Annotated in this window: 18 protein-coding genes; 7 read left to right on the forward strand and 11 right to left on the reverse strand. The window is 65.6% G+C overall.

What is annotated here, in order from left to right; all coding sequences use genetic code 11:
* The 8 genes from VKP01_RS02405 to VKP01_RS02440 form a co-directional block, all read right to left on the reverse strand.
* Window positions 1-557, reverse strand: a 557-nt coding sequence (locus VKP01_RS02405) for an urease accessory protein UreF (protein ID WP_324410040.1), incomplete at its 3' end; no start/stop codon positions are given.
* Complete coding sequence (locus VKP01_RS02410) at window positions 557-1,108, reverse strand: urease accessory protein UreE (RefSeq protein ID WP_324410041.1); 552 nt, start codon at window positions 1,106-1,108, stop codon at window positions 557-559. The genes VKP01_RS02410 and VKP01_RS02405, both read right to left, overlap by 1 nt.
* Before the next feature lie 170 nt (window positions 1,109-1,278).
* Complete coding sequence (locus VKP01_RS02415; RefSeq protein WP_074443835.1) at window positions 1,279-1,848, reverse strand: HNH endonuclease; 570 nt, start codon at window positions 1,846-1,848, stop codon at window positions 1,279-1,281.
* A gap of 522 nt (window positions 1,849-2,370) precedes the next feature.
* Window positions 2,371-3,246 carry a 3-hydroxybutyryl-CoA dehydrogenase gene (locus VKP01_RS02420; RefSeq protein WP_324410042.1) on the reverse strand — a complete coding sequence of 292 codons (876 nt, stop codon included), beginning with the start codon at window positions 3,244-3,246 and terminating at the stop codon, window positions 2,371-2,373.
* A gap of 86 nt (window positions 3,247-3,332) precedes the next feature.
* Window positions 3,333-4,277 carry an electron transfer flavoprotein subunit alpha/FixB family protein gene (locus tag VKP01_RS02425; RefSeq protein WP_324410043.1) on the reverse strand — a complete coding sequence of 315 codons (945 nt, stop codon included), beginning with the start codon at window positions 4,275-4,277 and terminating at the stop codon, window positions 3,333-3,335.
* Between the two features lie 2 nt (window positions 4,278-4,279).
* Window positions 4,280-5,029 (reverse strand): electron transfer flavoprotein subunit beta/FixA family protein, encoded by a 750-nt coding sequence (locus tag VKP01_RS02430; protein WP_324410044.1) that lies wholly within the window; start codon window positions 5,027-5,029, stop codon window positions 4,280-4,282.
* Between the two features lie 278 nt (window positions 5,030-5,307).
* Window positions 5,308-5,889: a cob(I)yrinic acid a,c-diamide adenosyltransferase gene (locus tag VKP01_RS02435; protein ID WP_074443838.1), complete on the reverse strand. Its 582-nt coding sequence runs from the start codon at window positions 5,887-5,889 to the stop codon at window positions 5,308-5,310.
* Window positions 5,890-6,077: 188 nt separating this feature from the next.
* Complete coding sequence (locus VKP01_RS02440; protein ID WP_324410045.1) at window positions 6,078-6,821, reverse strand: acyloxyacyl hydrolase; 744 nt, start codon at window positions 6,819-6,821, stop codon at window positions 6,078-6,080.
* A gap of 311 nt (window positions 6,822-7,132) precedes the next feature.
* Here VKP01_RS02440 and VKP01_RS02445 point away from each other — a divergent pair, with 311 nt between their 5' ends.
* The 5 genes from VKP01_RS02445 to VKP01_RS02465 all read left to right on the forward strand — a co-directional run bounded on the left by VKP01_RS02445 (window position 7,133) and on the right by VKP01_RS02465 (window position 12,914).
* Window positions 7,133-8,446, forward strand: a complete 1,314-nt coding sequence (locus VKP01_RS02445; protein ID WP_324410046.1) for an ArgE/DapE family deacylase — start codon at window positions 7,133-7,135, stop codon at window positions 8,444-8,446.
* A 165-nt stretch (window positions 8,447-8,611) separates the two neighbouring features.
* On the forward strand, window positions 8,612-9,658 hold the full coding sequence (locus tag VKP01_RS02450) for a TRAP transporter substrate-binding protein (RefSeq protein WP_324410047.1): 1,047 nt from the start codon (window positions 8,612-8,614) through the stop codon (window positions 9,656-9,658).
* Window positions 9,659-9,733: 75 nt separating this feature from the next.
* Window positions 9,734-11,005, forward strand: a complete 1,272-nt coding sequence (locus tag VKP01_RS02455) for a flavin-dependent oxidoreductase (protein WP_324410048.1) — start codon at window positions 9,734-9,736, stop codon at window positions 11,003-11,005.
* Window positions 11,002-11,595 (forward strand): TRAP transporter small permease, encoded by a 594-nt coding sequence (locus VKP01_RS02460; RefSeq protein WP_324410049.1) that lies wholly within the window; start codon window positions 11,002-11,004, stop codon window positions 11,593-11,595. The genes VKP01_RS02455 and VKP01_RS02460 overlap by 4 nt, the downstream gene beginning before the upstream one ends.
* Window positions 11,592-12,914, forward strand: a complete 1,323-nt coding sequence (locus tag VKP01_RS02465; RefSeq protein WP_324410050.1) for a TRAP transporter large permease — start codon at window positions 11,592-11,594, stop codon at window positions 12,912-12,914. Before VKP01_RS02460 ends, VKP01_RS02465 begins: the two co-directional genes overlap by 4 nt.
* An 89-nt stretch (window positions 12,915-13,003) precedes the next feature.
* Here the strand turns inward: VKP01_RS02465 and VKP01_RS02470 are convergent, their stop codons facing one another.
* Entirely contained in the window at window positions 13,004-14,182 is a 1,179-nt protein-coding gene (locus VKP01_RS02470; RefSeq protein ID WP_324410051.1) for a flagellin, read from the reverse strand.
* A 158-nt stretch (window positions 14,183-14,340) separates the two neighbouring features.
* The gene (locus VKP01_RS02475) at window positions 14,341-15,096 is read right to left on the reverse strand and encodes an HAD-IA family hydrolase (RefSeq protein WP_324410052.1); all 756 of its coding nucleotides are present in this window, start codon (window positions 15,094-15,096) and stop codon (window positions 14,341-14,343) included.
* Between the two features lie 204 nt (window positions 15,097-15,300).
* Between VKP01_RS02475 and VKP01_RS02480 the strand changes: the two genes are divergently transcribed.
* Both VKP01_RS02480 and VKP01_RS02485 read left to right on the forward strand, forming a co-directional pair.
* Window positions 15,301-16,380: an Ldh family oxidoreductase gene (locus VKP01_RS02480; protein ID WP_324410053.1), complete on the forward strand. Its 1,080-nt coding sequence runs from the start codon at window positions 15,301-15,303 to the stop codon at window positions 16,378-16,380.
* Window positions 16,381-16,463: 83 nt separating this feature from the next.
* Window positions 16,464-18,104, forward strand: coding sequence for a CHAD domain-containing protein (locus VKP01_RS02485; RefSeq protein ID WP_324410054.1), 1,641 nt, complete (start codon window positions 16,464-16,466; stop codon window positions 18,102-18,104).
* A 19-nt stretch (window positions 18,105-18,123) separates the two neighbouring features.
* On the opposite strand, the gene VKP01_RS02490 is transcribed toward VKP01_RS02485, so the two are convergent.
* A partial coding sequence (locus VKP01_RS02490) for a GNAT family N-acetyltransferase (RefSeq protein WP_324410055.1) occupies window positions 18,124-19,801 on the reverse strand: 1,678 nt, incomplete at its 5' end.

The following is a 19,801-nucleotide window of genomic DNA, read 5'->3' on the forward strand; positions in this document are numbered from 1 at the left end:
AGCAGGCCCGCGATGATACGCTGCCCGTCAGTCTGACCGATGGCGCCGAGACGGATCGCGGCGGAGACGAGATTGCCGATGAAGCCCGCGAGATAGGCTTCAAGCAAGGCCTGCAACGACAGCGCATGGCCCCGCCCTGCCATGCCGACGGCGACCGGATAGGGCGTTGCTTCCTCGCCATCCAGCACCGGACGCTTCGTCTGCCACGTCTCCACCGTTGCGCAGGGCCAGGCGCTCGCGATCGCGGTGAGGAAGGCATCGCCCTGCATGCAGGTCTCGAGCCGGCGCTCGCGCGAACCGGCGAGCGAACGCGCCAGCGCCGCGAGTTCTGCAAGCCGCACCGGTTCACCGCTGGCCCGATGGGCGGCGATCAGGAACAGCGCGTCGTTGCGCCCCGATCCGTGATCGAGAAGATCATTCAGCCAGACGGCCAGCTCCTGCGCCTTCGAAATCTCGCCGCTCTCGCAGGCCCATTCGAGGGCATGCGAATAGGCGAAGGCGCCCACGGGAAAGCCCGGCGAGAACCAGATCATCAGGGGCAGATGCGTCGCGCTCATCAGCCGTGCCGGTCGTGGTCATGGTCATGCGTATGGTCATGATGGTGATGATGACCATGTCCGTGATGGTGGTGTGCGTGCCCGTGCCCGTGACCATGTCCGTGATCATGCCCGCAATCATGATCATAGGCCCCGCGTTCCGGCTGGAACGGCCGTTCGACGCGTGCCGCCGTGCCGCCCTGCCCGCGCACCATCTCGGCCAGCACGTGATCCTCCTCGATATAGATTGCATCCGCCGTGATCTCGGCGGGCGTGTGCCGGTTGCCGATATGCCAGGCGAGGCGCAGCAGCCGCAGCGGGTTTTCGGCGCGGATTTCCAGAAGCGGCTGCGGCGCGGCGACGATGCGTACCAGCTGCCCGTCATCAAGCCTGAGCGCATCGCCGTCATTGAGGATCACGGCCTTGTCGAGATCGAGCAGGAAGGCGAGCCCGCCATCGCCCGTGAGCGTCACGCGCCGACGGTGGCGACCCTCATGATCAAGGGTAACGCTGTCGACGACCTTCTCTGCCTTCACGGCGGGTTTGCGGATAACGGCGGTGGCACGCAGCATCGGGACCTCGTTGCGGCTTTTCATGAACGTCGCACTGACAGGTTAGGCGAGGCGACGACGGAAGGGAAGGGCGCGGATTTCATCGTGCCCTCGCTGCGTTGGGAATATCCCCTCAACCCCGACGCGTCTCCACCGGGGAGAGCGCGCGCCGGCGCGCTGTTGCGCGCGCTTCACGGTTCGAGCTCGGTATCCCAGTAGAGATAATCGAGCCAGCTCTCGTGCAGATAGTTTGGCGGGAAATGGCGACCATTCTGGTGCAGCTGGAAGACGCTGGGTGCGAAAGGGGCCTGACGGGGCAGCATGTCCGCCTGCCGGGGCATCCGGTCCGCCTTCCTGAGATTGCACGGCGCGCAGGCGGTGACGACGTTTTCCCAGGTAGTCTGGCCACCCCGGGAGCGGGGGATCACGTGGTCGAAGGTAAGATCGTCGCGGGCACCGCAATACTGGCAGGTGAAGCGATCGCGCAGGAAGACATTGAAGCGGGTGAAGGCAGGATTGCGGGAGGGCTGGATGTAGGTCTTGAGTGAAACGACGGAGGGCAGGCGCATTTCGAAGCCCGGACTTCGCACGCTGCGATCATAATGCGAGACGATGTTGACCCGCTCGAGAAACACCGCCTTGATCGTATCCTGCCAGCACCAGACCGAAAGAGGGTAATAGCTCAACGGTCTGAAATCCGCGTTGAGCACGAGGGCCGGACAGGCTTCCGGCGAGACGGTTCGCTGAACATGAACGTTCACACCACCTCCTCCGGCAGATGGCGAAGTGCATCTGCGTGCGAGTATTAAGCCCCAGTACGACAGGAATGTGAAGCCTCCCGATGGTCGCAGGCGAAAATCATGCACAGGGACAAGGCAGTGGGTCGATCACGATGGCAGATGACGCAGGGCCGGCCCGGGCCCGCGTCAGACCGATATATCGACATTGCGGCCCTGGCCGGGCGGCGGTGCCGAACGGACGGGCTCGTCGCTGATTCGGGAGGGGGCCGGCTCGCGTGAGGGCGCAGACCCGGCGGGCGACGCCTCGCCCACGCCCCGCTCGGAACGAGCCTCCTGGGCATTGGAGACTTGCTGGGCGGCCAGAGATGCGGGATCTCGCGGCTGCGTTGCCCAACTGGCATTCATTCCGGCGGTGGCGTCCATCGACATGACAAGCGGCTCCGTGACCATGTCACCATGCCAGCTTCGATTTACGACGAGGTTTGCGCGTGCGTTCGGATTTGATTAAAATGCGCGGCAGTTTTGCGTCCCGCGCGCCACATTTCAGCGCGTGGGAACCGGCGTTTCGCCGCGATAATCGTAGAAACCACGCTTGGCCTTGCGCCCGAGCCATCCCGCCTCGACATATTTCACCAGCAGCGGGCAGGGACGATATTTGGTATCGGCCAGCCCGTCATGCAGCACCTGCATCACCGACAGGCAGGTATCGAGGCCGATGAAATCGGCGAGTTGCAAGGGCCCCATCGGATGGTTGGCGCCAAGCCGCATCGCGGTATCGATGGATTCGACCGAACCGACGCCCTCGTAGAGCGTATAGATCGCCTCGTTGATCATCGGCAGGAGGATGCGGTTGACGATGAAGGCGGGAAAATCCTCCGCCACCGTCGCCGTCTTGCCAAGCCGTGCGATGAAGCACTTGGCGGCCTCGAAGGTCGGATCCTCCGTGGCGATGCCCCGGATCAGCTCGACGAGCTGCATCAAGGGCACCGGATTCATGAAATGGATGCCGATGAAGCGCTCTGGCCGATCCGTCGATGCCGCGAGGCGGGTGATCGAGATCGATGAGGTGTTGCTTGCCAGAATCGTGTCGGGTCCCAGCGCCGGGCACAGGGCCTGGAAGATCTTGCGCTTGATCTCCTCGTTCTCGGTGGCGGCCTCGATGATCAGATCGCAGGGCGCAAGATCCTCGTAGCCTGGTGCCGGCTTGATCCGCTCCAGCCCGGCCTGGCGCTCGCCTTCCTCGATGATCTTCTTGGAGATTTGGCGCTGCATGTTGCCGTTGATCGTGGCGAGGCCTGCGGATATGCGGTCCTCGTCCAGATCGTTGAGCATCACATTCATGCCCGCGAGCGCACAGACATGCGCGATGCCGCTGCCCATCTGACCCGCGCCGATGATGCCGACAGTTCTGATCTCCATGATTGCGCGCCCCGTTCTTCCTCTGAGACGAAGCCGGCCCGTGCGGCACCGGCTTCGCGGGTTTCAAGAATGACGGCCGTGCGCCTCTAGCGCCCGGCCTTGCCGAGTTCGTCCTGCAGTTCCGGCAGCAGTTGGAACAGATCGCCCACGAGACCGTAATCGGCAACCTGGAAGATAGGCGCTTCCTCGTCCTTGTTGATGGCGACGATGACGCGCGAATCCTTCATGCCGGCCAGATGCTGAATGGCGCCTGAAATGCCGACAGCGATATACAGATCCGGCGCCACGACCTTTCCGGTCTGGCCGACCTGCCAGTCATTGGGCGCAAAGCCCGCATCGACGGCGGCACGCGAGGCGCCCATCGCGGCGCCGAGCTTGTCGGCGATCGGTTCGATGTATTTCTCGAAATTCTCCGCCGAGGCCAGCGAGCGACCGCCGGAAATGATGATCTTGGCCGAGGCGAGCTCGGGGCGATCGGACTGGGCGATTTCCTGGCTCTTGAACTGCGAGAGGCCGGGATCATCCGAGGGCGTCGCATCCACGATCGCGGCCGCACCGCCTTCGCCGGTCGCCTGGAAGGAGGAGGTGCGCACCGTGATCACCTTCCTGGCATCGGTGGACTGCACGGTCTGGATGGCGTTGCCGGCATAGATCGGACGTTCGAACGTATCGGCGGAGATCACCTTCGAGATATCGGAGACCTGCATCACGTCGAGCAGCGCCGCAACGCGCGGCATCACGTTCTTGCCCGTCGTGGTGGCCGGGGCCATCAGCACGTCGTAGCCCTCGGCGAGCCCGGTGATCAGGGCTGCGAGCGGTTCTGCCAGGCTATGCTCGTAGGCAGGCGCATCGGCCATGAGCACCTTCTCGACGCCCTCGATCTTCGCGGCTTCCTCGGCAGCGGCCTTGCAGGCCGCGCCGGCGACGAGGATATGGACCGGGCCGCCGATCTGGGTGGCAGCCGTGACGGATTTATGGGTCGCGTCCTTGAGGGCGGAATTGTCGTGTTCCGCAAGGAGAAGGATGGCCATGGTCAGATCACTCCCGCTTCGTTCTTCAGCTTCTCGACGAGTTCGGCGGTGGAGCCGACCTTGACACCGGCTTCGCGCTTGGGCGGCTCGGCGGTCGAGAGCACCTTGAGGCGCTGGGCCACGTCGACGCCGAGATCCTCCGGCGAGGTTTCGTCGAGGGGCTTCTTCTTGGCCTTCATGATATTGGGCAAAGAGGCATAGCGCGGCTCGTTGAGGCGCAGATCCGTGGTGACGATGGCCGGCATGTTCAGCGTCACGGTCTGCAGGCCGCCATCGACCTCGCGCGTCACATCGACCTTGCCGTCGTCGATCTCCACCCTGGAGGCGAAGGTGCCCTGGGCCCAGCCGAGCAGCGCGGCGAGCATCTGGCCGGTCTGGTTCGAATCGTCGTCGATCGCCTGCTTGCCCATGATCACAAGGCCCGGCTCTTCGCTGCCGATCACTTCTTTCAGGATCTTGGCGACGGCGAGCGGCTCGACGACGGCGTCGGTCTTCACCAGGATGCCGCGATCCGCACCCATGGCGAGCCCGGTGCGGATCGTCTCCTGGGCCTGCTGCGGCCCGATCGAGACCACGACGATCTCCTCGGCCACACCCTTCTCCTTGAGGCGAATGGCCTCTTCGACGGCGATTTCATCGAAGGGGTTCATCGACATCTTCACATTGGCGAGTTCGACGCCCGATCCGTCAGGCTTGACGCGGATCTTGACGTTGTAATCGACGACCCGTTTCACAGGTACGAGGATCTTCATCGGTTTCCATCCCTTCGACTGTTGGCGGTTCCCGTGGCGGATTCCCGGCATCGCGTCGATCATTGCGACGGCGGTGCCCCGCTGTGGCGGAGATCCGGATGATCATATCCATTCTCCGCCGGAAACCACTGGCTTCGAGCGCGCGCGGACCGTAGCGAGGCGCATCAACGCTTGTCAACGCGACACCGGATCAGGCCGAATGCCGATCCGCATCAGGCATTTCGGCACCGCAACACAGGCGCCGCAGCATCAGCCCGTGCCACACTCACCGATGACACCTACCGGTTCTTGCCCGGCACCCACAGCACGTCACCCGCGCCACCGTTATTGACATAGCGCGACGCGACGAAGAGGAAATCCGAGAGCCGGTTGAGATACTGGATCGACGCATCCGACACCGTCTCATCCTGGCGATGGGCGAGCTCGACGACGCAGCGCTCGGCGCGGCGGCAGACGGTGCGCGCGAGATGCAGGGCGGCGGCGGCGGGCGCCCCGCCGGGGAGCACGAAGGAACGCAGGGGCTGCAGCGAACCATTGAGCGTGTCGATCTCCTTCTCCAGGCGCTCGACCTGCGCCGGCACGATCCGCAGCGGCTCGTATTCGAGCTTTTCGCCGGTCTCGGGCGTGGCGAGGTCGGCGCCGAGATCGAACAGGTCATTCTGGATGCGCCCGAGCATCGCATCGACATCGGTATCGCTCTCACCGGTATGCAGGCGCGCCATGCCGATACAGGCATTGGTTTCGTCCACCGTGCCATAGGCCTCGACCCGCAGATCGTATTTCGGGCGCCGTGACCCCGTGGCCAGCGCGGTATCCCCGCCATCTCCGGTGCGGGTATAGATCTTGTTGAGAACGACCACGTCCGTCTCCCTGTCTTCATGCACGTTCGCGTTACGGGGCAATTAGTCAGAGTGCGCGATCAAGGCAAGGTGTGCAAGTTCGGGCCGGGCACGATCAGGCGGTAAAGGCACATCGCTCTCCACCGGGGCAAACGGAGTGTCGGCGCGGCCCTCATGACGAGACGCGCGGCGGAGCGGGCTGCTCGGCGTCAGAAGCTGTAGCCGAAACGCGCGCCGATATTGGTCAGGCCGCGATTCTCCGAGCAGAGCCCGGCATTGTCGTAATGCTCCACCGTGGCGATGAAGGAGAGCCGCTCGCTGAAACGATAGCCGAGCGAAGCACTTTCGCGAAACAACGGGGCGCAGCCCAGGGCGGCCTGGTTGTCGCGCAGGACGCCGCCGCGATGACCGTCATGCAAGGCGCCGCCGAAGCTCGCCTCGACGAAGACGCGCGGCGACAGATCGATGTTCCAGCTCAACCCCGCAAACATGAAACTCGTGCGCGAGCCCAGATTGAACGACGCGCCGATATGCGGTCGCGGCGTGAAATAGCGCATCAGCGCATTGCGCGGCCGGAAGGGGCGCGCAAACAGGACTTCGCCATGCAGCGCACCGGTCTGGGCCTCGGGGCTCCACGGATCCTGTGCCAGCAGACCGATCCGGGTTTCGGAGATGAAGGACGTACGCAGGGCAACCGGCTTTTCGGGGGCGCTCGCCATGCGCGCGGGCAGAGCGCCCGCTTGTCGGGAAGTTGGATCGGTGAGGTGCTCGTTCGCCATGGCGGGCAAGCCCGCTGCGCTTGCGGCGTGAACGGCAATGGTGGCCGCGGCCACCAGCAAAGGGAAGCGTGAGCCGGAGCCGGTGCAAATCCCGCGATGCGCGGCGATGCCGCCCGGGCTGCATCCGCGCCCGATCATCCTGCCGGTCTCGTCGGAATCCGTTCCGGTCAGCATGTGTACTGGCACTCCCTCACGCCACGCAACCCTTCCCGCCAGCATGCTGGAAATCTTGCGAGGTGGTTACGCATGACCGCCTGAATTGAGGCAAAAACATGGCAATGGCTAGCATGCCCCTTCCTTGCAGGCAATCAAAACACGCTTTCAAGGCATTGAATCATCTCTTGATTGCACGATGCGAAACCACCCGCATGCTCTGGCCATGCCCGCACCCGCTGCGGCATTGGCAGTCGGTCCGACCGCTTGCATCATGCCGTCATTCTGCCCTGCGCGCGCCGGAAAGCGTGCCGATCATCAAGGATGCCGCCATGAGCCGGAATGCCTCGCCAGCCAGCCCCGCACCGGTCGATTCCGACCTTCAGGAGAAGATCCTGCGCGCCGTCGCCGACGGGTTCGAGGAGCAGGTCGCCTTCACCCGGGAACTCGTGCGCAAGCCGTCTCTGCGCGGCGAGGAGCACACGGCACAGGATCTGATGTTTCGTGCGATGCGTGAGCGCGGGCTCGGCATGGACCGTTTCCACATGGATCATGAGGCGATCGCAGCCCATCCCGGTGGCTCGGAAATCGCGCCGGAGCATTCGGACGCGCCCATCGTGGTGGGGACGCACCACCCGCGCGATGAGCGGGGGCGTTCGCTGATCCTGCAGGGCCATGTCGATGTGGTGCCGCCGGGCCCTGCCGACATGTGGGCATCGCCGCCATTCGATCCGCAGATCCGCGATGGCTGGATGTACGGACGCGGCTCTGCGGACATGAAGGCGGGCGTCGCGGCCAATCTGTTCTGCCTCGATGCCCTGCAGCGGATCGGCATGCAGCCCGCTGCGACGGTGCATGTCGAATCGGTGGTCGAGGAGGAATCCACCGGCAATGGTGCGCTGATGACGCATCTGCGCGGCTATCGCGCCGATGCCGCACTGATCCCCGAACCTGAGGACGAGATGCTTGTGCGCGCCAATGTCGGCGTCGTCTGGTTCACCGTGGAAGTGCGCGGCGTGGCCGTACATGTGCGCGAGATGGGGGCCGGCGCCAATGCCATTGACGCTGCCTATCGCGTGATCGGGGCCCTGCGCGGGCTGGAAGAGAACTGGAACGCGCAGAAGGACGATCACCCGCATCTGTGCGACGAGGCCCATCCGATCAATTTCAACGTCGGCAAGATCGAGGGTGGCGACTGGGCCTCCTCTGTCCCCTCCTGGTGCCGCGTACACGGTCGCATCTCGCTCTATCCGGGCATGGACAAGCACATGGCGATGCGCGCCATCGAGGACTGCGTCCTCAAATATTCGCGCGAAGACGCCTTTCTCGCCAACAACCCGCCGCGCGTCGTCTTCAATGGTTTCACAACGCAAGGCTTCGTGCTGGAAGAAGGCTCGGCGGCGGAGGCCGCGCTCGTTCAGGCGCATCTGGGCGCAACCGGCAAGGCGCTGAAGAGCTTTGTCACTCTCGGCTATCTCGATGCGCGCGTGCATGCGCTCTATGACGAGATTCCCGCGCTCTGCTACGGCCCGATCGGTCGCAACATCCACGGCGTCGACGAATGTGTCGACCTCGCCTCGGTGCAACGCATCACCGCCGCGATGGCCCTGTTCGTGGCGCAATGGTGCGGGCTGGAGCGCGCCTGAGCAGCGGGCCTGAGTGCGCCTGGGCGGCGCACCTGCCTGGGCCCGTGAAGGCCCTCCTTGACTTGTGGTCGCACCCGGATAGCATTGATTGCGTGCGCAACCAATAACAGCCCGGGCCATGTCCCGGGGAGGGAACGGCCACATTCAATCAGGGAGGGATGATTCATGATCAGAAACCTTTTACGCGCCGCCGGTCTTGCAGGCGGCGTCGCGCTCGGTGCGCTCGTCACCGCAGCACCGGCACAGGCGCAGGACGTCACCCTGCGTGTGCATCACTTCCTGCCGGCGCCGGCGCCGGTTCCGGCGAATTTCATCACGCCCTGGGCCGAGAAGGTCGAGGCGGAATCGGATGGGCGCATTGCGGTGGAGATCTATCCCGCCATGCAGCTCGGCGGTGCACCGCCCAATCTGATCGATCAGGTGCGTGACGGGATCGTCGATGTGGTCTGGACCCTGCCCGGCTATACGCCAGGGCGCTTCCCGCGTGCAGAGGTCTTCGATCTGCCCTTCGTCGCCGCCGATGCCGAGACTACCTCGCGCGCGGCCTGGCGCTTCTATGAAGAGCATATGCGCGAGGATTTTGCCGATATCCATCCGATCGCGGTGCATGTGCACGGGCCCGGCAACTTCCACATGAAGGCGCCGGCGGTGGAGAGCCTCGAGGATCTGGAAGGCCGTGCCGTGCGCGGACCCACCCGCATGATCACCCGCCTGCTGGAGACGCTCGGCGCGACGCCGGTCGGCATGCCCGTGCCGCAGGTGCCCGAATCCTTGTCGCGCAACGTCATCGACGGCACAGTGATTCCCTGGGAGGTGACGCGCGCCCTGCGCGTGGCGGAGCTCGTCGACACGCATACCGAATTCGGCGGTGATCGCTCCTTCTACACCACGCTTTTCGTCTTCGCGATGAACCGTGACACCTATGAAGGCCTGCCCGATGATCTCAGGGCGGTGATTGACGCCAATTCCGGCATCGAGACCTCGGCCTGGGTCGGGCGCGTGATGGATGAAGGCGATGCCCCGGCCCGCGAGATCGCGGTGGAACGTGGCAATGCCATCGCCATCATCGACGGTGAAGAGCTCACGCGCTGGCAGGAAGCCGCCGAGCCGGTGGTCGCGAGCTGGATCGCGGATATGGAAGACCAGGGGATCGATGCGCAGGCACTGATCGATTCGCTGGCCGCCATCCTTGCCGAGGAAGAGGCCCGCTGAGACTCTGATCGAACTGGCGGCGGCGCGTTCCGGGCGGGCGCGTCGCCGCATGCCGTGCAGCAGGGAGCGTTTCTCATGACGGTCATCATCGCCGGCGCGGGTATCGGCGGTCTCACCCTGGCACTCAGCCTGCATCAGGTGGGGATCGGCGTGCGCATCGTCGAGCAGGCCGAGGAGATCCGGCCACTCGGGGTGGGCATCAACGTGCTCCCGCATGCGGTGCGCGAGCTCGATGAACTCGGTCTCCTCGCAGATCTCGCCGCCACCGCCATTCCCACCGCCGAACTTGCCTATTATTCGAAACGCGGCCAGATGATCTGGTCGGAGCCGCGCGGGCGCGAAGCCGGCTATCTGTGGCCGCAATTCTCGATCCATCGCGGCGCGTTGCAGATGATCCTGCTCGAAGCCGTGCGCGCGCGGCTCGGGAATGATTGCATCACGACCGGGCGCCAGCTCGTCGCGGCGCATCAGGGTTCGACCGGCGTGCGCGTTGATCTCGCCGACCGCCACGGCAGCCTGCAGGGCAGCCTTGGCGGCGACGTCCTGGTCGCCTGTGACGGCATTCATTCCACCATTCGCGCGCAATTTTATCCCGATGAAGGCCCGCCGATCTGGAATGGTGCGATCCTGTGGCGCGGCGTCACCGAGGCGGCGCCGTTCCTGACGGGGCGCTCGATGATCATGGCGGGCCACGAATTCCAGAAATTTGTCGCCTATCCGATCTCGCTTGCCGCCGCGCGCGCGGGCAGGGCGGTGATCAACTGGATTGCGGAGAAGAAATTCACCCCCGATCATCAATGGCGCCGCGAGGACTGGAACCGTCCCGGCGATCCGGCGGATTTCCTGCCCGATTTCGAAAGCTGGCGCTTCGACTGGCTCGACGTGCCCGACCTGATCCGCCGCGCCAGCGCGATCTACGAATTCCCCATGGTCGACCGCGACCCGCTGCCGCGCTGGACACGCGGGCGCATCGCGCTTTTGGGCGATGCGGCGCATCCGATGTATCCGATCGGCTCCAACGGCGCGAGCCAGGCCGTCCTCGACGCACGCGTGCTGACCGCCGCCTTGTTGCGCGAGGGTATCGGCGAGGCGGCACTCAAAGCTTACGAGGCAGAGCGTCGTCCGGCCACGGCGGCGGTGGTGGCAGCAAATCGCGCCAATGGCCCGGAACAGGTGATGCAGGCGGTAGAGAGCCGCGCGCCGGACGGGTTTGCCGATATCGACATCATCATCAGCCGCGAAGAGCGCGAGGAAACGGCGCGCGGCTACAAGCGCATCGCCGGTTTCGATGTCGAGACCCTCAATGCCCGCCCGTCCATCGTCCAGGCGGCGGGAGCCGTTTCATGAATGCGCGGGCGTCCCGCGCGCGCGGACCGGCGGGACTGTTTCCCCGGGCGGAGGGCATGGTCGGCCTTTGGATCGGGCGCTTCGCCGGCGCGCTCGCCGTGCTCGGCGGTGCCGTGCTCACGCTGGTCACGATCCTGGCGGTGGTCTCGATCATCGGGCGCTATGCCTCGCGTACGCGCTGGCCGGTCTTCGACGGGCTCGGCCCGATACCGGGGGATTTCGAGCTGGTCTCGATGGGGGCGGGCTTCGGCGTGTTCAGCTTCCTCGCCTGGTGCCAGTTCAATCGCGGCCATGTCACCGTCGATATCTTCGTCTCCTGGATGGGGCCGCGTGCGCTGGCCGCGCTCTCGACCTTCACCAATCTGGTGCTGACGGCGGTCGTGGTGCTGATCGCCTGGCAACACGGGCTCGGTCTTCACGACAAGATGCGGTTTCGCGAGACCACGACGATCCTGCAGATTCCGGTCTGGTGGGGCTATGCCGGGGGGCTCGTCGGGCTGTGGAGCTTCGCGCTGGTGAGCGCTTACACGGTTTGGCGCAGCCTCAACGAGGCGCTGGGCGCCGGTGAGCCCGACGGGGACGGCATATGAGCGGGCTGGTCATTGCGGGGCTGTTTTTCGGGTTGCTGCTCTTCCTCATCTTCGCGCGCATGCCGATCGGGCTGGCCATGCTGGTCTGCGGGATGCTCGGCTCCTACACGATATTCGGGCGGTGGGCGCCGGTCTTTGCCCAGCTCAAGCATCATGCCTTCGAGACTTTTTCGAGCTATTCGCTCTCGGTGGTGCCGTTGTTTCTGCTGATGGGGGCCTTTGCCATGAAGGGGGGGCTCTCGGAAGCCCTGTTTCGCGCGGCCGCCGCCTGGCTCGGGCACCGGCGCGGCGGTGTCGCCATGGCGGGAGTGGGAGCCTCGGCCGGTTTCGGCGCGATCTGCGGCTCCTCGCTCGCGACCGCCGCCACGATGGGCCGCGTCGCGCTCCCGGAACTGCGCAAGCACGGCTATTCCGGCGCGCTCGCCACCGGATCGCTCGCCGCCGGCGGCACGCTCGGCATCCTGATCCCGCCCTCGATCATCCTCGTGATCTACGCCATCCTCACCGAACAGAACATTGCCAAGCTCTTCGTCGCGGCCATGATCCCGGGCCTGCTCGCCGCGCTTGGCTACATGATCACCGTGGCGATCACGGTGCGTCTCAACCCGGATGACGCTGTGCGCACGCCGCGCCTGGCGCTGATGGCGCGCGTCAAGGCCCTGGGGGAGGTCTGGCCGGTCTTGGCGATCTTCGTCGTCATGATCGGCGGCATGAACATGGGCGTGTTCACCCCCACCGAGGGCGCCGCCATCGGCGCGGCGGGGACGGGGCTGGTCGCGGCCTTGCGGGGAAAGCTCGGTTTTGCCGCGCTGATCGACTGTTTCCGTTCGACGGCGGCGTCTACCGGGATGATCTTCTTCATCATCCTGGGGGCGGGCTCCTTCAACAGCTTTCTCGCCATCACGCGCCTGCCCGTCTTCGCCGCCGACTGGGTAGGCGGCCTCGCCGTGGCGCCGGTGATGGTGCTCCTGGTGATCCTGTTGATCTATCTGATCTTCGGCTGCGTGATGGATTCGCTGTCGATGATCCTGCTCACCGTGCCGATCTTCTTTCCCATCATCATGACGCTGGATTTCGGACTCACCCCGGAAGAGACGGCGTTGTGGTTCGGAATTCTCGTGCTGATCGTGGTAGAGGTGGGCCTGATCACGCCCCCGGTGGGGATGAACCTCTTCATCATCAATTCCATGGCGCCGGGCGTGAGCATGATGCAGACCTATCGTGGCGTCATCCCCTTCGTCGCCTCCGATATCATCCGCACCGGCATCCTCATCGCCCTGCCACCGCTGACGCTGGGCCTCGTCCGGCTTCTGTTCTGAATTTGCCAGGATGTGATTGCGCTCATGAAAAATCCCCGGCGCCGACGGCACCGGGGATCGTGATCTTCGAGGCGAATCGCGCCTGGTGATCAGCGCAGGAGCTGGAGCACCGACTGATCGTTCTGGATCGCGAGACTGAGCGCCGACTGGCCGAGCTGCTGGCGCGTCTGGAGCGCCAGATTGTTGGCCGCCTCCTCGTTCATGTCGGCCAGCGTGAGCCCGTCCGACCCGGCCTGGAGCGTATTCACCATTTCCTTGGTGAAATTCTCGCGGTTCTCGATAATGGTCTGGGCGGTACCCATCTGGGCGGAAAGGCTGCGCAGCTCGCCGATTCCGTTCTGGAGCGCCTGAAGGCGTTCCTCGAGGCGCGCCGAGGAGCCGAACATGTTCGCATCTGCCTGGATGGCGCCGAGACGATCGGCCTCGACATTGCCGAAGGCGCTGCCATCGGCCTGGCGGGTGTTCACGGTAAAGCTGGTGCGCTGATCGCCGGTGAGCTCGTTGAAGACGACTTCCAGCACATCGCTTTGCAGCAGGTTGTTGCCGTTATAGCCCGAATCCTGCGAAAGCTGGTTCAATTCGTTGCGAAGATCGTTGAAATTGTTCATCAGCGAGCGGCGGACATCGCTCATGTCAGCGGTGTCGGGGGCTGTGAGCGGAGTCGCCCCACCCCAGGCGCCACCCGCATCGAAGCTCACATCCTGGCCCGACTCGTTGACGAGGATGATCTCGTCGGCATTGTCCGGATTGATCGTCGCGGATACGCCGGCGGCACGAGCATCGGTATTGGTGTTGATGGTGTTGACGAAGGCGCTGGCGCGTTCGGCAGCGGTGTTGATGTCCGTATCCGTATCATAGTTCAGAGCGCCGAGATCAAAGGTTTCACCGTTGATCGTGATCTCGTTGGTGGCGAAATCCGCATCCGCGATCGTGATCGCCGCGCTTTCCCGGCTCACCCCGCCCGGGTCACCGAGCGCCTGGCGCACCGTCCCGACGAGATTCTCCATCGTCGTGGTGATGGCGGAAAGGCCCTTGGAAGCGGCGTCGATCGTCTTCATCCCGTTCTGCATGCCCTGCATGATCGACGAGAGATCGTTGGCGCGCCCGCTGAGACCGCGTGCGGTGAAGAAGGCGGCGGCATCGTCGAGCGGACCATTGACCTTCTTGCCCGTCGAAAGGCGCTCCTGCGTGCGCTCCAGCAGTGAGGCCGTTCCTTGCAGGGAGAGGAGGTTGGAACGGACGCCGGCGGAAAGGGTGATATCCGACATGGGATTCCTCGTGGACGCATGATCGCGGCGCCATTCGCCGCGTGGTTACGAAACATGATGAATCCAATCTTCCCGATTAACCTTACGATTTCGTAAAGTCCGCGCACTCGGCGCATGCTTATGTCGGTTCACGACGAAACAGTGCATATGCGTAAATATCATAGATTGCATTTCGCGTTGGCGAGGTCGTCGAGCAGGGAAGGCAAATCCGTGATTGAGGGGATCACGTGAGCGGCGAACGGCGCAACCTCCGCCCGCGCCGCCTCTCCGCGCGGCCCCGAGAGCACGGCGATCGCACAGACGCCCGCAGCACACGCCGCATGCAGATCGTGCAGCGAATCGCCCACCAGCGCCACGCGCGCGGGGGCGAAGGCATGCGCCGCGACGAAGGCGCGGATCATGCCGGGCTCCGGCTTGGAGCCATGGCCCGAATCATAGCCGGCGACGAAGTGCATCGCCTCGGCAATTCCCAGCGCTCCGGCCTGCGCCTGCGCCGAGGCTTGCGAATCATTGGTCGCGATCCCCAGCACATGACCGCGCGCCGTGAGATCGGCACACAGGGCCTGCGGATCGCCGATCGGCGCGAGATGGGCGAGCCCGGCTTCCAGAAAGAGTTCGTCTATCCGGGCGAGGAAATCCGCGTCGCAGCCGCGTCCCAGCGCCTGTGCCCAGAGCGGACCGTAATGCGCCGACGATCCCGCGACCAGCGGCGAACTCGGCAGAAAGCGGCGCTCGGCAAGCACGTATTCGCTGACCTGTATCAGCCGATCCAGTGCAGCGCCGTCGCCATCGGCGAGGGTCTCCATCACCGAGAAGGCCGCCGGGCCCCAGGTCGCGTCGAAATCGATCAGGGTGCCGTCCTTGTCGAACAGGATTGCATCGAAGGCAGCTGCAATGAGACGGGGATTGCGCACGCGGCGTCCTCTCCTTGTCGTGTCGATGGCGTGCAAAATCGCACCCGATCATCTGCGATGCTGCGCACTTGTGGTCAAGTTGCGAATACCCGATCCTCCGGCGCAACGAAGACAAGCGGTCTTCACCGCGTGATGATGATGATCGGGAGGGTGGGTGATGCAGGGCATTTTTCAAGTCGGGCGGCTGCTGCCGCAGGTGCGCCGATGAGTGCAGAACTGATTGTACCGGCTTCCATGCTCAAGCAGCAGCTCGGCGCCGTCCTGCGCGCCTGGGGCGTCCCCGACGACCAGGCCGACGTCACCGCCGAGACCCTGACCCGGGCGGATCTCCTCGGGATCGACAGCCACGGCATCACGCTCATCCCGCTCTACGCCGATCTGCTCGCCTCCGGCAAGGTCACGCCGGGCGCCGAGATCACGGTCGCGCGCGCCTTCGGCGCGACCGCCGTGATCGATGGCGGTGCCGGGTTCGGCGAGGCGCCGGCAGTGCGGGCCATGGATCTGGCGGTGGATCTCGCACAAGCGCATGGCATCGGTGCCGTCGGCGTGCGCAATTCCAACCATTATGGTGCGGCGGGCGTCTATGCGCTGCAGGCGGCCAGCCGGGGTTTCATCGGTTTGTCGATGACGGCGGTCTACGGTGCCTCGATCGTCCCGACATTCGGGCGCGAGCCGCGCATGGGCACCAATCCGATCGCGCTGGCGGCACCGGCGGCGCGCAATCAGCCCTTCCTGCTCGACATGGCGACGAGCACCATCGCCATCGGCAAGCTCAAACTTGCCATGCGCACCGGCAAGCGTCTGCCCGAGGGCTGGGCGCTCGATCGTGACGGGCGTCCCCAGCATGATCCGGAACAGGCGCTCGCCAACAAGCTGATGACGCCGCTGGGCGGCTCGCGCGAAATGGGTGGCCACAAGGGTTACGGGCTTGCCGCCATGGTCGAGGTTCTGTGCACCATGCTCTCGGGCGCGAGCTATGCACCTTTGCGCCCCGCCGACGCAAAGGCGTATAATGTCGGCCATTTCCAGCTCGCCATTCACCCGGAAGCGTTCCGCGACAAGGGGGATTTCGAAGCCGATCTTGACGATTTCCTCGATTGCCTGCGCGCCACCCGCCCCGCCGATCCCGATCAGCCCGTGCTGGCACCCGGCGATCCCGAGCATGCCGTCTTCGCACGCCGCTCGCGTGAGGGAATTCCGATCCCGCGCACGCTCATTGATCAGGTGCGGACGATTGCTCAGAAGGCCGGAGCGCCGTTCACGCTGGACGAGGCGGCATCGTGACTGGCCGTCGCATCACGGCGCGTTGAGCAAAGATGCGGTTCATCGCTGATGGCGGTCGACTTTCGCGCCGGGATGGGGGATCAATGCCGCGTTCCGGTGCGGCGGGATTGTCACGCGGCATCGGGGCACAGATTGGCGACGGGGCCGGGATGATGAGCGACGCGATCGTGCAGGCGGTGACCGAGACGGAGCTGAAACTGCTTTGCAGCCCCGCTGATCTCGCGGTCCTGCGCCGGCATAAACGTCTGCGCGACGCTTTCGCCGGGCTGCGCCCCCGGCATCTGCGCGCCACCTATTACGATACACCCGATCTGCGACTGCGCGCGGCGGGTTTCGGTCTGCGCCTGCGCCGGGATGCGGCCACCGGGGCCGTGCGTCAGACGCTCAAGGCAGAGGCTGCCGGAGCCGGGCTGTTCCAGCGCGACGAATGGGAGAGCGCCGTGGCGGGCGAGCATCTCGATCGCGCGGCGCTCGCCGCGACACCGCTTCCCGACATCCTCGAAACCGACGATCCCGCCGCCGTGCTGCAGCCGGTCTTCGTCGTCGAGGCCGAGCGGCTGAGCGCTCCGTTACGCATCGGCGATGCCGTCATCGAAGTGACCCTCGACGAAGGTGCGGCCATTGCGGGTTCCGCGCGCACCGCCATTTGCGAGCTCGAGCTCGAACTGATCAGCGGCAAGCCGCGCGACCTGTTCGCCCTCGCGCGCAAACTGGCCCGCAAGGCCGATCTGCGGCCGGGTTTGCAGAGCAAGGCGCAGATCGGCTATGCGCTGGTGACGGGCGCGCGCCCGTTACCGGTCAAGGCCTTCGATGCCGGCCTGCACCCCGATATCCGCGTGGGCGAGGCGTTTCGCATCATCGCCCGGGCGAGCCTGCGGCAGGTCCTCGCCAACGAGCCGGCGCTGGTGCAGATGCGCGATCCCGCAGCCGTTCACCAGATGCGTGTCGGGTTGCGCCGCCTGCGCGCTGCCGTGGCCCTGTTCCGCCCTGCCATCCGCGACCGTTATCGCAAGGCGATCACTGCGGAGCTGCGCTGGCTGGCACGCAGCCTCGGCGATGCCCGCGAGCTCGACGTGTTTCTGGGAACCGATGTCGCGCGCATGCGCCGCAAGCGCCCCAAAAGCAAGGATACCGCCGCGCTCGCCGCCCATTTCGAGGACGCGCGTGCAGAGGCCTATGCGCGCATTCTCGAGATCCTGTCGGGACCACGTTATCGCGCGCTGCTGTTCGATACGCTGGCCTGGATCGAGGCCGGCCCCTGGCAGGGCAAGGCGGCGACGCGCAAGGCGCGTGCCATGCCAGTCGCGGTACTCGCGCGCGACAATCTCGCCCGACGCAGCAAGGATGTCGGTCGGCGCGCACGCATCCTCTCCTCGCTGGAAGTAGCGGAGCGTCATGCCTTGCGGCTCGATGTGAAGAAGCTTCGCTATGCCGCCGAATTCTTTGCGCCGGTCTTTGCGGCCCGTGACGAGAAGAGCGCGCGGCGTGCGGCGAAATTCGTCAGGGCACTGGCGCAGATGCAGGAGCGGCTGGGCGATCTCAATGATGCGGCGACGAGCCTCTCGCTCACCGGACGGCTCGACCGCAACGACGCGGCCGGCCGCCGCGCGGCGAAGCTGATCGAGGAGGATCACGTCGGACGTGCCGCCGAATCTCTGGCCGCCGCCCGCGATGCCTGCGCCGCCTTCATCAAGGCGAAGCCGTTCTGGAAGGAGCGCGACTGAGCGTGCGGATCCGCGCCGCTCACTCGCGCGTGCGCGCCGCGCCCTCCGTCACCGCGAGCCGGACGACCTTGAGATCGGGATCGTCGGGATCGGTGCGCATGGAGAAGCCGAGCTTGCGGCACATGGCGAGCATGGTCGTATTCTCGCGCAGGACCTGGCCTTCGATGACCGACAGCCCCTCCGCTTCCGCCCAGGCGATGATCATGCGCATCAGCCGCCAGCCCAGCCCGATCCCCTTGAGATCGGAGCGCAGCAGGATGGCGTATTCGCCGGTCTCCATATTCGCATCTGCGTGCAGGCGCACGGCGCCCAGCATCTCCCCGCTGGCCCGGTCGACGGCGGTGAAGGCGATGGCGCGGGCATAGTCGATCTGGATCAGGCGGGCGATGAAGGCGTGGGAGAAGTCACGCACGGGCGCGAAGAAGCGCAGCCGAAGATCCTCCGTCGTGATCTTCGAGAAGAAGGTCTTGAACAGCTCCTCGTCCTCGGGCCGCACCGGGCGGATCAGCACCGCGCGCCCGTCGCGGGTGGTGAATGGCGTCTCCCATTCCTTGGGATAGGGGCGTATGGCAAGGCGCAGATGGCCGGAGCCGCGCCGCAGTGTTTCGGGCAGGGGCGCCACGGCGATCCGCGCATCCACGGCGATGACGCCGGCCGCATCGGCGAGCAGGGGGTTGATGTCGAGCTCGCGCAGAGCCGGCAGGTCAGCCGCCATCTGCGACAGCGCCACCAGCACCCTCTGCACCGCGGCGATATCGGCTGCGGGCACGTCGCGATAGGCGGCGAGGATGCGCGAGACACGGGTGCGGGCGATCGTGTCCGCGGCGAGATTGGCATCGAGCGGGGGCAGGGCAAGCGCCTTGTCGTCGATCTGCTCCACCGCCGTGCCGCCGCGCCCGAAGACGATGACGGGGCCGAAGGTCGGATCATCGGCAATGCCGCAGATCAGTTCACGGGCGCGCGAGCGGCGCATCATCGGTTGCACGCTGAGACCGGCGATCTGCGCATCGGGGCGCTTCTCGCGCGCGCGGGCCAGGATTGCGGCGGCGGCCTTGCGCACCGCATCGGTGCTGGTGAGATCCAGCGCGACACCGCCGATATCGGATTTGTGGGGGATGTCCTGCGACAGGATCTTCACGGCCACCGTGCCGCCATCGGCGATAATCGGAGCCGCGATCCGTCCCGCTTCCTCCGGATCCGCCGCGCGCAGGGTCGGTGTGGTAGCGATGCCGTAGGTCCGGAGCAACTCCATCGCCTCGACCGGATCGAGCCAGCGGCGCTCCTGCGTCAATGCGCCGGCGATGATCGCCTCGGCACGGGCGCGATCGGGCGCACGCGCCTGCGCGAGCGTCTGCGGCGTCTGCATCAGCTGATGCAGGCCTTCGCGATAGCGCACCAGATGCATGAAGCCGCGCACTGCTTCCGATTCGCTGGCGAAACACGGGATGCCCGCCTCCTCGAGAGCGCGCATGCTCGATCTCTCCGCCCCCGGCCAGACGGCGAAGACGGGCTTGCGGCGAAACCCCTTGCGGCGATCCGTGCGCACCGTCTCGGCCAGGGCCTTCGCCGCCGCATCGGTATCGGCGAGCGCATTGGGCAGATTGAGCGCGAGCACGGCATCGACGCCGGGATCGGCCAGCAGCGCCTGCATCGCCTGCGCATAGGCTTTTGCATCGGCCCCGCCACCGAGATCGACG

This window comes from Saliniramus sp., assembly GCF_035311605.1.
Taxonomy (GTDB): Bacteria; Pseudomonadota; Alphaproteobacteria; order Rhizobiales; family Beijerinckiaceae; genus Saliniramus.